This is a genomic window from Microcoleus sp. PH2017_12_PCY_D_A, from assembly GCF_020738565.1.
Classification (GTDB): Bacteria; Cyanobacteriota; Cyanobacteriia; order Cyanobacteriales; family Microcoleaceae; genus Microcoleus.
Map to the genome: position 1 here is coordinate 1 of NZ_JAEQCI010000048.1, position 18,973 is coordinate 18,973.

The window sequence follows — 18,973 nt, forward strand, 5'->3', positions numbered from 1 at the left end:
TCTCGAAGTAAAAACATATAAAATCTCTTTGAATACAACTCGATATTTTCATTATATCATATTAGTTGCTTGTGTAATTAATTTTGTTGAGCTACTTATTCGTCAGCTTGTAAGTTTGTTTGCGGTCTGACCGAGCTAGATCGATTACCGTTTGGGGCAATAGCGCTTGTAGGAGTGTCTCCACTTTGTAAATGCCACTCGCGCGAGAATCGGCTTTCCATCGTCAGATGAAGTGCTAAGCGCAAAGCCATTTCATCATGGTAGGCGTCAATTTTGAGAATGTCCTGAGCTAATAGCCAAACTGATACAAGGCTTCCTTGGCGAAGCAACCTGCTTTGTTCAAGAAGGCATGAGTTCAGAGTCCCGGTTGGACGGTGATGTAGACTTCATCAGGATCTTCTATTTTGCCCTCTAGATTCTGCTGACCTGTTAACTGAATTTGAATATTCCACATTCGCGAGGTGTCAACGCTGGCTCTAATTCCACCTTTTTTGTGTTTGCCTTCAATCCATATGGCTTTGATTGCTAAGCAACCTAGAGCATACGCAGTTTTAGCTATTTCATTCAGTTTTTGAGAGACTGGCAAGTCTGTGCGTTTGTCCCACCCCATTTCCTTGATTAAATCACTGCCTTCGAGAGTGAATAAGCTTTTCCACGGCTCTTCTTGTCTCATAATGTGAGCTGCAAAAATTAGGTGCAATTTGGCAGCAGTCAGCCCAAATTTGTTAATAATTTGCATTGCCTCGTCTAAAGGCAACAGCGTCATGTCGTCGGGGGTGGCAATGTAATGCTTGATGATGTTGTTGGGGTTGCCCTTGGCTCGGTGTTGGAAGTAGCCGACACCTGAAGGGTATTGCTGCCACAAATCTGTTCTAAGTTGTGCGTGGAGGCTAGATACCATAGGAGGGGGCGTCGCAACAGGGGCGATCGGTATATTCGGGTACAGACGAGGTTCTGTAATGGGTTTGTCTGGGGTATCCCTAACTTCAGCCAGACTTTCTGAGCTGGTGCTGTCACTCATAGTTTTAGTCAATAGTTAGAACCTAGTATTTTGCTCACTTTTTTTTTAAATTTTGAGATTTTTAAGTCGGCATAATGTTGTCTAGTTGCAGTTGTAAATTTGGAAATAGGTAAGAAAAAATTGGTTCAAACTAATGGATGCGGATTGCGATCGGATAAATCGCCTCGTGCCGATTCCAGAGAAGCATCCATTATATTCCAATCAATGTCATCATCGGGGAACAGCGATAATTGCCCAGGTGATACGTTGGATTGACCGCGATTATGATACGAAAGGTGACAGGCAGTACAAAGGGCTATTAAGTTTTCTGGGCGATTGTCTTCCGGTATTCGATTGCGGTGGTGCACCGTCAAAGTTAACTTTAAGCGTTCGGATTTGGTTAAGTCACTTTTCTTACCGGGTCGGAGGCATTGTTGGCGGCACTTAGTGCACCGCCATTCCGCACTTTCTTTTATCGAAAGTGCAATCTCTTGCCAATTATCGGGATACCTTTTTGGTTTTCTCATAGCTCATTTCTCACAATATGACGATCGCTTTTATTGCCATCACTCAGAAGCCATCAAGTTAAAGAGTGCTGTAAATTTATTCAATATTCCATATCTCTTAACGCCTTCTTCACTATTATTTCACGCTTGTCTCACTTAAGAGCGATCGCCATCCAGAACGCACAAAGTACAGAAAGTTGCATCAGGCGAAGATTGGGAGAAAAGCGATCGCTCAAAAATAGTCCTTTGAAGTTCTGAAAAATTAGCGATCGCGCGTAGCAACCGTTTCAGACTTTTTCGGTACTGTCGTGGCTAATCAAAAATCACCAATAAAAGTCTACTTGCTATTGACATATTTCGCTATTTAAAGTACGGCGATCGATAGCAAGAGGATTTACGACAACTGCAAATTAATCCTGAACACCATATATCGAGGCTGTACGTAAATATTAAGAGTTTTTAAGCATCCTGCTGTCACACTTGCTTGGGGCGGTGTCTCTGTGTTCGCCCTCAGTGCGATCGATCGCAACTCTATTGTATCTACCTGTCAACCTATATATTTCGTCATTCGCACGAGAGTAAGCTCAGCTACAAACCAGACGTGTTACTTTAACTCTATTGGTACGAAATAGCAGTAAATGAACTACTACCACCGCAAGCTTTATGCCTTGCTGCACGATGCGGAAAACCCAGAAACGTGTCTGTCTCTATGCAGCCAGTTAAACTGTTTTGAAGGGCAATTAGGGCAAATCAATACTTCGGATTTGTCGTTGCCACGGGCGATCGCAGATTCGTCCGATCGCGTAAATCTTCCCAGTAATACTACAACTAGCGATACTTGTGAAGTCCGACACCCGATTAGCGGTCAGCCGCAAACAGGGATTAACAGTAAATTACCTGGGATCGCGATCGATGAGTTGGGTGCGATCGCCAACGAGTCAGATGTTGAAAAAGTATTCTGGTGGTTTTGGCGCTTCTATCCAGATATTTTAGCACAAAAACAAACCGATGCTCTATTAGTTCCCGCCCACAAAATTCTCCCAGATTGCCCGATTCACTCGTACAAAGCAACCGTTTCTGCTTTAACCGGCGCGATGTTTCCCGATGGGGAGTCCGCCGAAAAAGAACATCCGTATTTATTGTTATTTACCTTTTCACCAGTCCAAGAATTTATTAAAGCATCGCGCAAGTTTTTAGACTTCTGGGCGGGGTCATATTTGCTACATTATTTAGGTGCCAAAGTCTGCTGGTACATAGCCGAAAAATACGGTCCAGATGCAGTAATTACGCCATCCTTGTGGGGTCAGGAAATTATCGACGCGCTTATTCTTGAAAAATACCCAAGCTTTGAAGCAGAGTTTCAGAAGTTACAGTTAGGTACAACTCCAGTTACTCGTTTTGAAGTTCAAGACCGACAATCAACCAGTTTGAGTACCGCAGGCTTTCCCAATACAATTACCGTCCTAGTTCCCGGTAAGGCAGCAGCAGAACAATTAGGTAAAGAACTGGAGTTATGGCTTAAAAAAGAATGGCAATATATCGCGCATAAAGTGCGGGAAGACATAAAAATAAAAGTGATCGCATGGTTGAAAGTTGGAGGAAATAGAGATAAAATACTCAGAGATAAAATAGTCAGAGATAAAATAGTCAGAGATAAAATAGTCAAATTGGGTTTCAACACCCCCGCTGACAAGCGAGATTTAGAAAAATGGCAGCAGCCCGGATGTTGGGAATGGAATTATCTTTGGGAAGCTCAAATCAATAATTCTTGGGAAGCTTATTGGACAGCCGTTCCTTTAGGTGATAGCGGTCAATCGCTGATGATTGAAGAAGAAGAAAACGGGAAATTTAACAATGATTGGAAACAAGCACAAGAGGCGATCGCACCTTCTCGTTCCAACCAATCTACACCAACTCCACCCGAAGAACTATTTTATAATACTCTTAATGTCGGTACTTGGTGGGGCAACGTTCAATCACGTCTCGGTCGATTAATTCAATCAATTAAAAATACGCGCACCTGGCAAATTCCCGCCGCACCGGGGGAACGTTCTACACTTTCCGGTCAATATAGTGCAGTGCATCCCAATTTACTTTACAGAGATGACTTTTGTGAAGGTGGGGGAGTATCGGCAGGTTCGATGCGACTGTTTTGGGAAGTGATGGCAAAGGTTTATCCGGGGGTGTTTAACGGTTCCGAAAAACTGAATGCTATTGAATTAACAAAGCGCATGGCTTGGGGATACGGCGGCGTGGCTGAACCTTTGGGAATTTCAATTAATAGAGATGAATCTGCTGGGGGCGATCGCCTTGACTATGAGAGTTTAATTCGCTTTCCTAATTTAAGTTCGATTGCCGCAGCAAGATTTACCTTCGATAATCTTCCCAAAGTGCAGAAATATTGGACTAATTTTAATCAATTAATGCGGCAGGAAATGCCAGAACAGCAAGAACAATTTGCTGCTCGCACGCGCGGCCGTCCTTTTCACGTTTACAAAACCGATCGCAGAATTAACCCTGAAAATCTAGCGGGGCAAAATTATAACGGAGTTATGTTTTCTAGCAAGTGGTTGGCTGAAGACATGAGCTTGGAGGGAGAACAACTTGAAACTCTCAGAAAATTGGTCGATCGAGCGCATAAAGACAGCGGTTTTAACGATGGCAGTCCGGCTGATTGGTGGGCAATTGTTCTGGCTGACGGCGATAGCATGGGCAAATACGTATCAGGCGGCAAACTCAAGGATTACAGGGAATATATAGTCCAACAAGAATCTGAGCAGTATGACAATTTGGATGAACTATTAAACACTAAAAAACGCATGGGTCCAGCCACTCACGTCGGGCTAAACCGTGCCTTATTGGATTTTTCAAATCGGTTAGTTCCTCACATCACAGAAAAGCGATTTTGCGGTAAAGTAGTTTACAGTGGAGGCGATGATGTAATGGCAGTATTGCCACTAGCCGATTTACCAGAATATCTCCTGTCACTGCGAGCTGCTTGGTGCGGCAGTCAAGACCCATTTAATGAATTTAATCACGTCGCTGAAAACGGAGATTCAACTGGATATTGGCAGCCCAGACAAACAATAAAAGGATTGCCAAATCGCCCTCTTTTCACAATGGGGGAAGGGGCAACAATGAGTGCCGGAATTGTCATTGCTCACAAGAGCGTACCTTTACCGACTGTGTTAGAAAGTCTCTGGACTGCTGAAAAGGAAAGAGCTAAGAAAATACCCGGTAAAGATGGCTTGTGCTTCCGCGTAATTTACGGTGGTGGCAATACCTTGGAAGCGGTGATGAAAGGTGATTTATTAGAGTCTTGGTACGGTTTTCTAAAGTCTCCGAGAGAGGAACTCAGCCCGCTGCTTTATCGCCTAGCTGAAGAATTGCCTCGGCGTGCCTGCGTTACCGAAAACAGTCACTTGTTTGAGAAAGCAGCACGAGTAATTATTGACAGACGAGATGAAAGTAAGACGCTGGATAAAAATGTTGAAACATCCCTACTTGAATGGCTAAATGCTTGGGAAAAATGGGTGAAGAGTTTAAAACCTAAAAAACCTGATTCTCAAGAACATGATTTAACTTTAGAAGATTGGCTCAGCACAAGCGAAGCTCAAAAAATGTTAGGAATTCAACCGCAAGATTTGGGTAAATTGTTAAGGTTCAGTGCTTTTTGGGTAGATAAGATGGTGCAGCAAGATAAATGGGGAAGTGAGGAGAATAACTGATGGATGATAAGATAAATTGGTACGCGATCGAACCTTTGGATGTGCTGTTATTTCGCGAAGCTACACCCTTCGTTCCTGGCGAAGGTTCTTGGGCAAAAGGGCAATTTCCGCCAATGCCAGTTACAGTTTTTCAAGCACTGCGATCGATCAAAGATTTTTATGGCGATCGAAAGGAAAATAAACTGCGCGATTTAAAGTTTATTGGCCCGTTTCTGTCATATGAAAATCAGCTTTGGTTGCCAACTCCCAAAGATTTGTTAGCTGTTAAGACTAAGCCAGAAAATCAAGAAGAAACACCCCAAGATGATTTAGACGATAAAACAGATGATTGGGACAGAACCCTGCGGTTTCAGCCGATGACTTCTGAAGCTATGGAAAAATTCGGTTTCGATCGAGATAAATTGCCGCCGATGGTAACTCCTGAGATTGGCAGAAATGAATTTATTTCCCGACCTCAGACTTGGATTAGTGCTGAAGCATTAAGCAAATACCTTCGGGGAGAAACGCTAGAACCTCCCAAGGATAAAAATCAGAAATATTTTCACTCAGATCCTTGGAGCGTGCAAATCATGCCGCACATTCACATGAAATCGGGAGAAAGACAAGTTAAAGAGGAGGAAGGATATTTTACTGAGGTAGCAGTGCGATTGCATTCGGGTTGGCAACTGGTAGCTGGGATGAGCCACAAATTAGAAAAAACTGAGGTTGTGCGCTTGGGAGGTGAAGGACATCGAGCCTTAGTTTCGCCATTATCTGAATTTAAACAATGGGAGCTTTTACAGGAATTTGAAAAACCAGAAGAAGCTAGCAATTTTGCTTATTTACTGACACCTGGACTGGCGGAAAAGCAAACAGCGATGTATGGAGTTTATCCGAGGAATTGGCAGAATTTGTTGAGGGGATGTGCGAGCGATCGCCCTTTGCTTTGGGGGGGCGTATCTAACATTCAACGCCGAATTCTCAATTCGCCAAATAAAGGAGATGCTGAATTTGCTTTGCTGCCGCAGCGGGCATTTGTGCCGCCAGGAACGGTTTACATTTTCAATGAAAAATTGCCTAAAGATGAAAAATTGCCTAAAGATGAAAGATTGTTACCATCTGCGGGAGGGAGTTGGTTAAAGACTTTTCAAGAATTAAGTTACGGAAAATTACTGTGGGGAAAGAGATCATGAATGCTTACATAACTTACTTACACTTGCTCACTGCTTTACATACTGGAGGTAGCGCTAACGAAGGCAATCTCATGGGAATTGCTCGCGAAGTTCATACCGAATTTCCCTACTTGCCTGCTTCTTCTTTACGCGGTAAAATTCGTTCTGAATTGGAACGAAATAATAAAAATGAAGCCGGAATCTTTTTCGGGCAAAAGATTAAAGACGGTCAACAACCTACGGAAGGAGAAGTTTGGTTTGCCGATGCGACTCTCCTATTTTTTCCGATCGCTTCCTTAAGCCACCATCTAGTTTGGATTACTTGTCCGCTGTGGCTGGAACGCTGGAATCGCTGGTTAATAAACTCTCCTTTAACTGCTTTAATTAAACAATGCAGAACAAGTATTACCGAACAAAGACCTGCTTTAGTTAGTTTTACAACCGACAATCTTTACCTGCAAACGGCACTGTTAAGACAGCAGCATCTAAATCTACTAAATCAAGTTGAAAAAAATACCCTTGACAAAGAACTGAAAACATTAACAGGCAATAATGGACTTATCGCTCAGTTAACTAACAAATTAGTAGTTTTGAGCGATGAAGATTGCGCGGCCTTAGTAGAAACTGGATTGCAAAGAGAAGTGCGGGTAGCTTTGGAAGTAGGTAGTAAAACAGTAAAAGGTGGTTCCTTCCGTTCGGAAGAAGCGATTCCGCCAGAAGCAGTGTTGTTCTTTCCTTGGGGAATGAAACCAGCTAAAGAAGCTGGCAAAACCAAGGAGATTCGCCAACAACTCCCAGAATTACTGAAAAAAAGGCTGCAATTTGGAGGGTTGGAAGGTTTGGGTAGAGGTTGGATAGATTTGAAGACAATTGAAACATCGATCGAAATAGCATAACTAACGAGGATAAGTCATGAATCTAGATCCGCGTAAATTTAGTCAAGAAGCTCATACGGCACTGACAGAACTCAAGGACGAGTTGGAAATATTTAACTTAGAAAGAGATAATTTGAGAGATAGACACCATAAAAAAGCTAGTGGACTGATCCAAGGCTTAACTGCTTATATCTCAACTTGGGGATTGCATCGCCTGAGTGGAGATATGAAAAAATTTGAGGGGGGAACTGCTGAAGATACCAGATATAAAGGCAAAGTTTACCGGAAGTTTTTGGTCAAACTTCAAACTTTTAGCGGTGCAGATTTTGATGTCGATCGAGAAGGAACTCTCCTCCATCTAAATTTAAGAAAATACACCGCTTTGAATCGCTTGGCAATCCAGTTAGCTAAAGAATGGTCGTTTTGGGCACCGTCAGTATTAGGAGAGGCTGAGGAAGTATGATTAATCGCAATAACCAGAATCGTAACGATCGAGGAGGAGGTCAAACTCCACAGCAGATGTGGTCGAATTTTCTGCAAAAGCTTCGCCAAGACAAGAATCCTCTTTATGATTTACTTCAAAATAGCGAGCTAACAGCAGCAGATAATTTGATTGTATATGTTCCAGATGGAGAGGTACAAAAACAGGCGAAAAGTAAACTCGGAAGAGTAACAGCAAAACTCTTTGAGCTGTATCCTCAATGGAATAAAAAAAAGCTTTTTTTTGAGGTTGGGAATTTACCTCAAACGGCAGCAATTCCCGAGCAGCAAAATCCCCCTAGAAACGGAGCTGCGACACCAGCTCGCATTCAGCAGGCTGCCGCTGGAAACGCAGCTATAGCAAGGCAACAAACGCTTCGCAGTCCCCTGCAAGCCCTCAATTTAGAGAAATTTGAAAAATCTTATCGGCCAGCTTTAGAAGCGGCTGTAGCGGCAGAAACAACTTGCGATCGCCTTTACCAACAACTAACAGAAAAAACTAAGCTGATTGCTACTGAAGTTTTGACTGTGGAGTTTCCCTGGCGAGTGCGAGTGGGGGGAACGCGCGGCTTTCAAGAAATACTTTTGCCTGTTTTTCATCCAGTATATGGCGTTCCATACGTTCCTTCAAGCAGCATTAAAGGAGCGGTGCTGGCTTGGGCTAGGCAGAACAATCAATCTGGAATAGACCGATTGTTAGGTGCACTGGATAATGGGATTGGTTGCGTGCAATTTTTGGATGCTTTTCCAACTAAGCCGTGTTTAAGTATCGATCTGGCAAATCCTAATTGGCATTGGGATGCCGATCGCATAAAATACAAGCCAGAACCCCATTTTTTGCTGTCAATGGAACAGCCGGAATTAGCGATCGGCTTAGCCCTTACCAGTAGAGGTAACAACCAAAACGACGTAAAAATAGTTAAAGAATGGTTAGAAAAAACTCTAGCAGAATCCGGTATTGGCTCGCGGGTAAGTTCGGGATACGGGCGGACAAAGCTGGCAGTAATAAGCTCGAATCATGGTGTTTTAACAACATCTTACAAATTCGATTTATGGACAGCAGGAATGTATGGAGCATTTGCACCTAATAAAAAAGATCGCCAGGGAACGCCAGAATTTCGCCCGACTGCGGTACGGGGGATGTTAAGATATTGGTTTAGGGCGATAGCTCTTGGTATTTATCCCCTACAGCAATGTAAAACCTTGGAAGCCGAACTTTTTGGTACGATCGAACCTCGGAGCCAAGTAGGTGCTATTCGTATTGCTGTAGAGTGGCAAGAAAAACAAGCAGGCAATCGATCTCGCCCCTTTCATTACAGCGGTACAATTCATTTAGAAGCAAGGCAAACAAATCGACTACCACTGATAGAAAAAAACCTGCAACTAATAGAAAAAATCCTGCAATTATCATCGTATCTTGGAGGAATTGGTCGAGGTTCAAGGCGACCTTTACATTGGAACAATCCTGAGCCTGGTTTGCGCGGATGTTATTGGGAGTTAGAAACTAATCAATTGCCATGCAAGGAAAGAGATTGGCAAAATTTTCTACGAGGAGTAAGGGGGGCTTTTCTTGAAGTACAGCAACCAACAGGAAATCCTGCTACTTGTCCGCCCGGAAAATCAGGCGATCGCAATCAGGATGTTTTGAATGGTCAAAGTAAAATTTATCTAGTTCCTTTTTCCGATTTATTACATCCAAGAAATGTAAAAAGCTGGAATCCTGAAGGGATTGAAGTAGATGTAAGAGGAGAAGCTTTAGAGTTGCTGTACGCACCTCGATTTAAAGGAGTCAATCAGCAAAATATCGGCAACAAAAATGTTGGTGGCTGCATTACTAAAGAGAATGATAATGAATCGACTTCTACTCCATCATATGTCATTATTAAGTCAAATTTTCCCCAAGAGGGAAGGCATTATCAAGCTGTAACTATTTTTGGAGCAAATCACCCCGATCGCGCTAATTTTGTGCAAGCTTTGCCTAGAGGGTCTATCAAAGTGTGGCCTTTGCCCCAAACTCAATGATTTCGTCATTCGCGAGACATTTATAGGATATAAGATGAGCATCGTCTACATTGTAAATACAGGAGCCATGTTGATTTAATTCTCCTAAATCTCGCTACATAGCCGTTGCTAGCAACTAATAACCAAGGACAAATTATGGCAATTCTCATCACCAACATCGGTACATCTGACATAACTGTAAAAATCGACGACTACTACATCCCCGTAGGATTCGATCGCAACGAACCAAACATAGACGAATCTGGATTAACCGACGATGAAAAAACTGTCTGGGACGCACAATTGCGACAAAGTTACATCATCAGCGAACTTTGTCCCGAACTGGGAGTTACTGTCACCGAAAATAGAAACGGTCAAAAATCATTTTCATTTCGCGAACTAACTCAAAAACTGTTAGCAGCTTATGAAAAAGACGAAACAGGAACCTGGCACGATCGCATTCGTCCCGGTCGTATTTGGGGTGTCTTACAAACTGCTACCCAAGACCCTAACTTTCAAGTCAAACAAGCTTACATTTTTGTTACCGACCAACCTGAGTTTATCTTGGATAAGAAATCAGGTAAAGAGAAATTAAATCTGCTGGGCTATCCCTCAGATTCTATCCATCTATTTAACATTCTGAAAAAGTGGTTTCAGCAGGAAATGCCAGACCTGGAATTGATATGTAAAGTCATTCCCAAACATATCCCAGCAGTCGATCGCGATGAATTACTGAACTATTACTATCAGTTTTTTTTCCAGCACATTCGCACCGAACAAACACTTTTAATTGCCATCAAAGGGGGAACTCCCCAAATGCAGTTAGCTTTGACAATGCAGGCGATCGCATCATCTGTCACTAGCCAACTGTTTATCAATCCTCAACTTTCAGTTAAAAATATTCTCAACGGGAAAGCATCAGAATGCGATTTTGCCTCCTACTGGCGGTATATGCGGAGTCAAAAATATCAAGACGTTCAAATTATCTTAGAATCTCGCTGGGATTTTCGAGGTGCTATTTCTATTCTCGACAAATGGCTGGCAACTTTGAAATTTTTAAAGCCCTATATCGATGACCCTAAATTGTCGGCTAGCAATGAATTGCTGTCTCGCATTGTTAAAACTCTGGAAGTTGGCGATTATTGTTTAAATTTAGACAGTCAAACTGCTAAGGATTTTTTGGTAAATAATCCTCAGCTAGCCTCTAAGTTATCTAAAAAGTTAGTTAAGCAAGTCTCAAATTATGACTCCCTGTTAAATCTCTACTCCCAGTGCTGCATTTACTACAACCTCGACCAAATAGCTAACTTTTTGTCAAGAATGAGCTCTTTTTATGAAGGAGTTTTAGAAAAAACTGCGACACAAATCGGAATTGACATAGATTTTCCTTATTTGAAAAACCGCTTTGAGAAGCGAAATTTCATCAGTGAAAAAATCCTACAGCGCAACCAAGCCTCGGAACAGCAAGCTTGGCAGGAAATTCTCTTGCTGTTAAAAAGTTTAGATTATTGGTGCAGTCATCGCAATCAATTGATTCACCACGGCAAAGGAATGTCAAAAAAACGCATGAAGTTATTGTATCAGGAGGAAGTTAAAAAAGAACATCTAGATACTTGTCCTCCCGATCGCATAATTGAGCACATGGCAAAAATCCTCACCAGCAATTTAGAAATCGTCAAACCCGAATATCTGCATCAATTCGTCCGTACTTCCACCCATCATTACATTTATAGCGAAGTCAAAGACTGGGCGATCGCTCAATTATTACACGAAGGACTGCAATAAATACCCTTCTCATCTCTTAGTCTCGCGTTGCGCGGACTTTGTTTGTATAGACGTAGTTTCAACCGCTAGGTGATATCAAATGGCTTCGTTTGTATAGACTGACTAAATTATTAAGACTCGGCGGTTGAAACTGCGTCTACATAAACAAAGTCGGCCTCCGCCGACTAAATCATCAAGCTAATCAATCTAAAATCCCAAATTTCACATCTAAAATTGTCCCAATTTTATCCAAAAATAACATGATTTGTCACCTTCTCATCGGCCCACCCGGCAGCGGAAAATCCACCTTTGCCCAACAACTAGCCACCCTAGCAAACTATCAGATTGTTTCCACCGATCGCATTCGCGAACAACTCTACGGAAATGCCAGCATTCAGGGATATTGGAACGAGATAGAACTTCAAGTATTGCAGCAAATTCAAAGCGCGATCGCACTTAACCAACCAGTCATCTACGATGCCACCAACGCCAAACGCGCATGGCGAATGTCACTCCTCATGCAATTAAATTCCGACTCCTCCCTAACTCCTGGGGACGATCGCAACTTAGAATGCAAATCAGAACCCATATTGTGGATGGCTTGGCACCTCAAAACCCCCTTAGAAATCTGCCAGCAGCGCAATCTACAGCGCGATCGCACTGTACCCGAAGAAGTTATCGTCAGTATGTTCAAATCCCTAAAAAACTTCCCGCCACTTCCCGCCGAAGGATTTGCAGCCGTCAACAATGTTCCCGCAACTGACGGTGAGTTTGACATAATAGCAATTCAGAACAAAATTCAAAATCTCGATCGCACTCTCACCAACCGCAGCAACCGTACCAAACACCGACAAATTACCATACACCAATATTCCCAACTGCAAGATTTCGATCGCCTGCTGCATCTAATAGCACTAATTATCCGCTATCTCGGCATCGGTTATTTGCATATCAATGACCCAAAAATGTTAGAATATATCTTGGGTAAAGTGCAGCCTTTTGCCACTACTTCTTTTAGCAATTCTATTGACGAAATTTGTGCTGTAATGCACCAGCAAAAAGGCAATATTTATGCTGATTATAATGCAATTGTAAGAGATTTGCAATGGTTGCAACAAAATCAATTAGTCAGCATCGAAGATAATACTATTTCTACGGGCGATCGAACAAATCCCATTACTCTTACTACTCCCCCCCGAAGCCCGGGGCGGTTGGGGGGTGTCAAAAATAATATGGGATTGCGGACAGTCAAAAACGGCAATTTGGGAGAAGTCGAAAACGATATTGATGTCACCATAATTGAAGACTCAAACCTAATTACTCACGCTTATTCAGATGTAGAACCATTCAAGCGGTTGCTGAAAATTATTCGATTTATCTTGCAACATCCCTTTTTACCCAACTCCGAAAATCGCAGCCAAAAAGTATTAATCGATACTCTCGCAGAAAACCAGATTCTTATCGGTGAATGCTTGGATACCTTACAGAAAGATATTGAAAATATCCTCAAGCCTTATCAGATTTTGCCGGAATTTCCCCTGCGACACGGCTACTTTGCAGGGACGGCTATTTTATCACAGCGCGAACTGAATCAAGTATTCCGAATTCTGCAATCTCAAGCTAAAAGTTTAGAAGATTCCGAAGCTTTAGCTGTTTTTGAAATGTTTAAAGAACGGATGAAACTCAGCAAGCTTAATTCGCCTGACTATTATCCTGTAAGGGCGATAGCCAATCGCTGCATCATCGATAATGACAGCCTTCCTAAGACCGCACTGTCATGGAAGTTAGACCAATTAGAAACAGCTATTATTAGTGGAGAACTATTAGAATTAAGTCGCGTTCTCGGTGGGGGTCGATTTTCGGGAGATGCGGATGGCTTCTTTTTGGTATGGCCGCTGCAAATAGTTTTTTATAACTTTGCTTGGTATTTGGGGTTTGAATGTGAAAGCAAAAAAGATAAGGGTTTGTTGCGTTTTGAAAGATTGGATAGATTGTTTTTGGGTCAACGTCAAGGGAGAAAGCGCGATCGCACTATTCAAGAAGAATCTTTGCAAAAACTGAACCAACTTTTAGCAGCAAGTGCGGGGATTTTTCTTGGTGACAACACTATTTTGCAGCAGCAATTTCTCAGTTCCGATAAAAAAGTGCGATCGGGCGCTGAAATTACTGTTGAACTTTGGTTTAGCGATGGTAAATTTCGATTTGTTGCTGAGGGAACCAAACGATTTCCCGTGATGAAGATGTCACCTCCTGCAGGAGGGAAACAACCTAGAGGTTCTAAATCTTTGTTTTCTTTGCAGCCAACTGGAGATGCTAAGTTTCCCCATCGGTTTCGAGTTGTGTTGCCGAAGTGGTCTTTAAATGATGTTAATCTCGAACAGTGGATTATCGGGTTTGGTGGCAATGTTAAGGTGGTGAAGCCGCCGGAGTTAGTGGAGAAAATAAAAAATATTGGCGATGGGATTGTGAGGGTTTATTGCGAATAAATTGGAGAATTTGTCGATCGGCTAACTCGCGAATCCGACAGTCCAACCGGGGTTAAAAACCCCTGTTTCATAGCGCAAGTCCTCTCAAAGAGGACTGGAATTGATGATAATTTAATTGAAATTTTCAGTCGGTTTTTAACCGATTTTTGCTAGGAGACGGGGAATTGATTCCCCGGCGGAATTGTGGGTAATGCAAAGACTTTTGACGGCGAAAGATTTTGGGTAATTTTCACAGTCCAACCGGGGTTAAAAACCCCGGTCTCATAGCGAAAGCCCTCTCAAACAAAACTAAGGTTAATGATAATTTAATTGAGGCTTTTATTCGGTTAAAAGCCGACTTTTGCTAGGAGACGGGGAATTAACTTTCCGGCGAACTTATGGGTAATGTAAAGACTTTTGATGGCGAAAGATTTTGGGTAATTTCCACATTTTAACCGGGGTTAAAAACCCCTGTTTTATAGCGAAAGTCTTCTCAAAAAAACTGAGATTAATGATAATTTAATTGAGGCTTGGCAGTCGGTTTTTAACCGACTTTTGCTATGAGACGGGGGTTTTTAACCCCCGGCGGATTCGCGGGTAAATGCAAGAATCTTTGGTTACAAATGAAGGTTGATATTTAGCAGCAACGACAGAATAAGGGTTTCAGAGATCGCCTACCCCCCACGAAAAAGCTAATAGCACTTACACATAGGGCGCCTGAAACCGGGTTTTTTACGAAAAAACTTGATTACAGCCCACAAATTCAGTAAAAACCCGGTTTCTTTGGCGGAGTGCATAAGCCCTAATTTAAATTGTCATTCGCACCAACAGGCTTGCAAAATCAGAGCAAAATCTGTCACCTCAATTCGTCATTCGCACCAATTGTCATTCGCACCAACTCTATACTTGAGTGCCGGAACAGAGAATTAATATGTCAATAACAACAGCGATGTACAAACAATTATCAATTCTCAAAAACGCACAATCATGTTAAATTCACACATCTCAACCAACAGCACCCCTTGGCAAACCTCTGCTAATTTAGATCCTACTGCTTTAGAGACAATTTTAGACCCCTTTGCCAAAACAAATCCCAGTCAAGCAACCAAAAAATTACCTAATGTCGGCACCTTCGTACCGGAACTTAATCTCAACTATCAAACACCAGATATCAGTAACTTTATCCTTGGCGAACAATCCCCAGCCAGTTCAGCAGATCCTTTAACATCAAGCATTGCCAACCTTCCTCAATCTAACGCACCTGTCGATATGCTGACAGGCTCAGTCCTGGGACAAGCTCAACAAATTGCCAGCAGCTACCTCAATAGCTTTGCTAATTCTGCGGATTTCAACCAAGAAATGAAACTCGCCTTTGGAGAAAAAATCGATTTAGCAGCCTCCCAAACTCTAGTACAAACCTTAGCCAGCGGCAACACCAAAAATCTGCCACCCGTAATAGTGATTTCTGGTTCTCAAATCAACAATGCTAACGGTGCTTTTGACAGCTTAAGCGGTCAGATTTATTTATCAAAAGAGTACATTGAGCAAAACGCCAACAATCCCGAATCAGTAGCAACCGTCCTCTTAGAAGAAATCGGACATTTCATAGACTCCCAAATCAACATTACCGATGCTGCTGGGGATGAAGGCGAGATTTTTGCCGCCGTTGTTCGAGGTAAAGAATTGAGCCAACCGGAAATTATCGCTCTCAAATCTGAAGATGATACAGCAACTGTTACCATCGGCGGCAAAACAGTTTTCATAGAACAAGCTTCCCCATCAGAATTTCAGATAAATCTCGGCTCAGTTAATTACAGCCGTGCCGGCAATAAATTTGTTGCTAGTAACGGCACTGGCGGCACCTATCTCTGGTGTACGGACTTTGCTTTTGGTCGAGCCTTAGAAAAAGGTTTGCTTCAAAACCATAGCGGTTTGGGAGGGAAAATTTCAGGTCATGCTGGTGTTTGGGACGACCAAGCCGGTTCCTGGGGCCGTCAAGCACGAGCTAACAGTTTAGTAGTCTGGGATCCCAATCAAGGCGGTGCAGGTAGTGTAGGCCATGTAGGCTTTGTAGAACGAGTTAATTCTAACGGCTCTTTTGTGATTTCCGAAGCCAATTTTGGTACTGCCAAAATGTCTTTTACCTCGCGGACTATTAACCCCGGCAGCAATGCTTTTAATAGTGCTAAGTTTGTATATCTCTCAGGAAATCCGACACAGCAAGATCCGGTAAGACCGGGTACGTTGTTCCGGGGTACAGTAGACGGACAGCTTAACGTCCGCAGCGGGCCGGGAACAAATAATTCGATCGTCAGTTCCCTCAGTCCCAACAGCAGCCGCAATTTTGACGCTGTTTCCCGCGCTACAACGGTTTGGGATGCTCGCGAACAGCGCAATGACGATCGCTGGTTCCGCTTGCAAAATACAAATCAGTGGGTTTCCGCCGCCTTTATCACCGGCAATCCCCTATTTAACGGCACCGCAGATACAACTGTAAATGTCCGCAGCGGGCCGGGGACAAATTTCCCAGTTGTAGGTTCTCTCGGTACGAATAACAGCCGGACTTTTGATGCTACGACTGTGGGTACGACTCACTGGGACCCGCGGGAAGGAAAGAATGAAAACCGCTGGTTCCGCTTGCAAAATACAGATCAGTGGGTATCTGGGGCGTTTATTACCGGCAATCCGAGCTACTAATTTAGCCTTGGACGCAGGCGCAGTCAGAAACCGGGTTTTTTACTAAAATCCTTCGTTGGAGCGCCCAGATTAACTAAAAAACCTGGTTTCGAGGAGTCTTAATGCGTCCAGGACTGTAATTCCAGACTTGTAGGGTAGCGCCGCGCCGTGCCTACCCCCGATCGCCCTTGCTTAACTGTACAATGCCCAAAGCTCGATCGTAATTCTTGTAGGGTGCAATATCTGCAATACTTTTGGGCGGTGCGAGTCTATCCATTCAGGCGGTGCGAGTCAATACTTTTGGGCGATCGTAAATATCAACACATATATTTAAATTTATAGCCCAAAAAACAACATTTTTTAGGCTATTTTTAACAAATATTTTATTTACGTATATAAAAAATGCTCAGCAAAAATTGTAGATGAAGCCTCTTGTTTCCATTATTATGTACCATCAAGCGCGATCGACCTTCCCTCCCATCCCACAAGGTAACACCAGTGAACTTCAACGGAGCAACAACCGACCAAAACGGGTCATTCATCTATTTCGTCTACCCATTTCTATTTGAAACCGCCAACTTTCAAACCCTCAAAAACAGCATATCCCAAACCCAAATACCAGCGCGACAAAACCAAATGCTGTGGGAATCCCAAACATTCCCCAAAGACGACTTACTATTCCACGTCGCCAACTACCTCAACCCCACAGACAATCACCCACCCACAGCCAGCCTCTGGAAACTCAACGAAGCAGCCCGCGACATCCTTGGTTTCCGAGCACAATGGGAATTAATTACCCCCATAGCAAAAATTCCCTTCAACTTTGGCGAAGCAGGAGAAGGCAACAAAGCAGCCCAACTAGCACTATTTCAAATAGGAGTCGGATTTTTAACAATCAGAGCTCAGCCAGAATCCAACAATATCAATCAATGGCTCAACTTTCTGCACTACTTTCGCTTTCTCGAAGGGCAGCAAGGAACCCACATCAAAGCCCAGCGGCGCATCGGTTTAAACCCCGACACAAAACAACCTCAATTCGAGCCATTCTTTCCAGAAATAGCAGGAGGCAATGACCAATATCAAGCAGGTAAAAATCAAGTTCACTTCGGTCAAATAGTGACAGCCTTACTCAAAAAATCAGCATTACCTCCCACAGAATTACCCGAACCCACATCAAAACAATGGTGGACTGAAGTCTTTATCCCCGGACAAATGCTCCCATTTACAGCCTTATTTGCCGACAACCTACCCCCAGACGAAACCCAACTCTTACTATATAAATTGCAAAACTTATTCCATGAAAAACAAGGCAATTATCCAGCCCCAGAAGACCTAGAGCCCAACAATCCAACTTGGCTGCCTTACGCCAGCCGTCAGTGGTTTATCTTCTCCCTAGAAGGCGGCAGCTTCCTAGCAGCCGATGCCCCTAAAAATGATTTTTTCCGCAAAACCCTACCATCTCACCTGCGCGACCAATATTTTTTACTATTTCTAATTGCCCTGCACCAGCGCTTTACCCTAATGATGCTATCATCAAAAGTAGCCATAAATTGGCTATCTGACAGCAACAAAGACACTAACAGCCAGCGCGAACAAATATTTGAAGAAATTCGCAACCAATTATTAGTATTCACAGCGCGGGGCTATTTCACCCAAGTCATGCAGCGCCAACACCACCACCGCTGTTACCGCCAATGGCACGAAGTATTTCAAATACAAGAATTGTACCAAGAAGTAAACGACGAAGTACGCGATATGTACGAATACAGTCTCATGCAGCAAACGCGCCGCCTCGAAACCACAATTCAAGTTATCGGCGTAGCCGTAGGTACAGGTGGCATTATTGCCTCCAGCATTGCTAACTACATCCAAAAGCCGCTCAGCTTGAAACCTACCTGGAAAATAGATACAATTCATCCAGCAGTGTTAGTTTTATTATTAAGTGTAGCAGCCGGTGTAGCAGCAGGAGTAGTGACTTGGTTGAGTACGGGCGGCTGGCATTGGATTTTGAAAGGCATCCAAAAGCGAGACAAAAACTAACATATGTGGTGTGTCTAAATCATTTAGATCCCCCCTAGCCCTCCTTAAGAAGGGAGGACAAGAGTATTCTCTTTCGTCCCCCTTTTTAAGGGGGATGCGAGGAGAAAGAAGCTTCGGACAAAAGCGAAAATTATCAATGGTTCCAGGCTTAAGCTGACACCTATGGGCAATGTTGTATCCTGTGGTCGTGGCTTCACCCTAAAAATCGCCAGGGAATTAATTCCCCGCCCAACTGCGGATTTAACGCCGTTATTCACTAAAATCCACAATTTAAAATCAATCTAAAA

General features: G+C 43.1%; 11 protein-coding genes. 9 read left to right on the forward strand and 2 right to left on the reverse strand.

Features of this window, described 5'->3' with window-relative positions; all coding sequences use genetic code 11:
* Positions 1–355 precede the first annotated feature (355 nt).
* Together JGK39_RS15550 and JGK39_RS15555 are read right to left on the reverse strand one after the other, a co-directional pair.
* Entirely contained in the window at positions 356–1,021 is a 666-nt protein-coding gene (locus JGK39_RS15550; protein WP_293253950.1) for a hypothetical protein, read from the reverse strand.
* Between the two features lie 125 nt (positions 1,022–1,146).
* Positions 1,147–1,527: an HNH endonuclease gene (locus JGK39_RS15555; protein WP_293253953.1), complete on the reverse strand. Its 381-nt coding sequence runs from the start codon at positions 1,525–1,527 to the stop codon at positions 1,147–1,149.
* A gap of 617 nt (positions 1,528–2,144) precedes the next feature.
* Between JGK39_RS15555 and cas10 the strand changes: the two genes are divergently transcribed.
* The 9 genes from cas10 to JGK39_RS15600 all read left to right on the forward strand — a co-directional run bounded on the left by cas10 (position 2,145) and on the right by JGK39_RS15600 (position 18,686).
* The gene (gene cas10, locus JGK39_RS15560; RefSeq protein ID WP_293296766.1) at positions 2,145–5,234 is read left to right on the forward strand and encodes a type III-B CRISPR-associated protein Cas10/Cmr2; all 3,090 of its coding nucleotides are present in this window, start codon (positions 2,145–2,147) and stop codon (positions 5,232–5,234) included.
* Positions 5,234–6,406, forward strand: coding sequence for a type III-B CRISPR module-associated Cmr3 family protein (locus JGK39_RS15565; RefSeq protein ID WP_293253959.1), 1,173 nt, complete (start codon positions 5,234–5,236; stop codon positions 6,404–6,406). The genes cas10 and JGK39_RS15565 overlap by 1 nt, the downstream gene beginning before the upstream one ends.
* The gene (cmr4, locus tag JGK39_RS15570) at positions 6,403–7,281 is read left to right on the forward strand and encodes a type III-B CRISPR module RAMP protein Cmr4 (protein WP_293253962.1); all 879 of its coding nucleotides are present in this window, start codon (positions 6,403–6,405) and stop codon (positions 7,279–7,281) included. Before JGK39_RS15565 ends, cmr4 begins: the two co-directional genes overlap by 4 nt.
* A 16-nt stretch (positions 7,282–7,297) precedes the next feature.
* Positions 7,298–7,723, forward strand: coding sequence for a hypothetical protein (locus tag JGK39_RS15575; protein WP_293253965.1), 426 nt, complete (start codon positions 7,298–7,300; stop codon positions 7,721–7,723).
* On the forward strand, positions 7,720–9,762 hold the full coding sequence (cmr1, locus tag JGK39_RS15580) for a type III-B CRISPR module RAMP protein Cmr1 (RefSeq protein ID WP_293296768.1): 2,043 nt from the start codon (positions 7,720–7,722) through the stop codon (positions 9,760–9,762). The genes JGK39_RS15575 and cmr1 overlap by 4 nt, the downstream gene beginning before the upstream one ends.
* Before the next feature lie 135 nt (positions 9,763–9,897).
* Positions 9,898–11,526, forward strand: coding sequence for a hypothetical protein (locus tag JGK39_RS15585; protein ID WP_293296770.1), 1,629 nt, complete (start codon positions 9,898–9,900; stop codon positions 11,524–11,526).
* Between the two features lie 239 nt (positions 11,527–11,765).
* Positions 11,766–13,991 (forward strand): WYL domain-containing protein, encoded by a 2,226-nt coding sequence (locus JGK39_RS15590; RefSeq protein ID WP_293253975.1) that lies wholly within the window; start codon positions 11,766–11,768, stop codon positions 13,989–13,991.
* Between the two features lie 966 nt (positions 13,992–14,957).
* Positions 14,958–16,667: a CHAP domain-containing protein gene (locus JGK39_RS15595; RefSeq protein ID WP_293253977.1), complete on the forward strand. Its 1,710-nt coding sequence runs from the start codon at positions 14,958–14,960 to the stop codon at positions 16,665–16,667.
* Positions 16,668–17,078: 411 nt separating this feature from the next.
* Entirely contained in the window at positions 17,079–18,686 is a 1,608-nt protein-coding gene (locus JGK39_RS15600; RefSeq protein ID WP_293253980.1) for a hypothetical protein, read from the forward strand.
* Positions 18,687–18,973 lie beyond the last annotated feature (287 nt).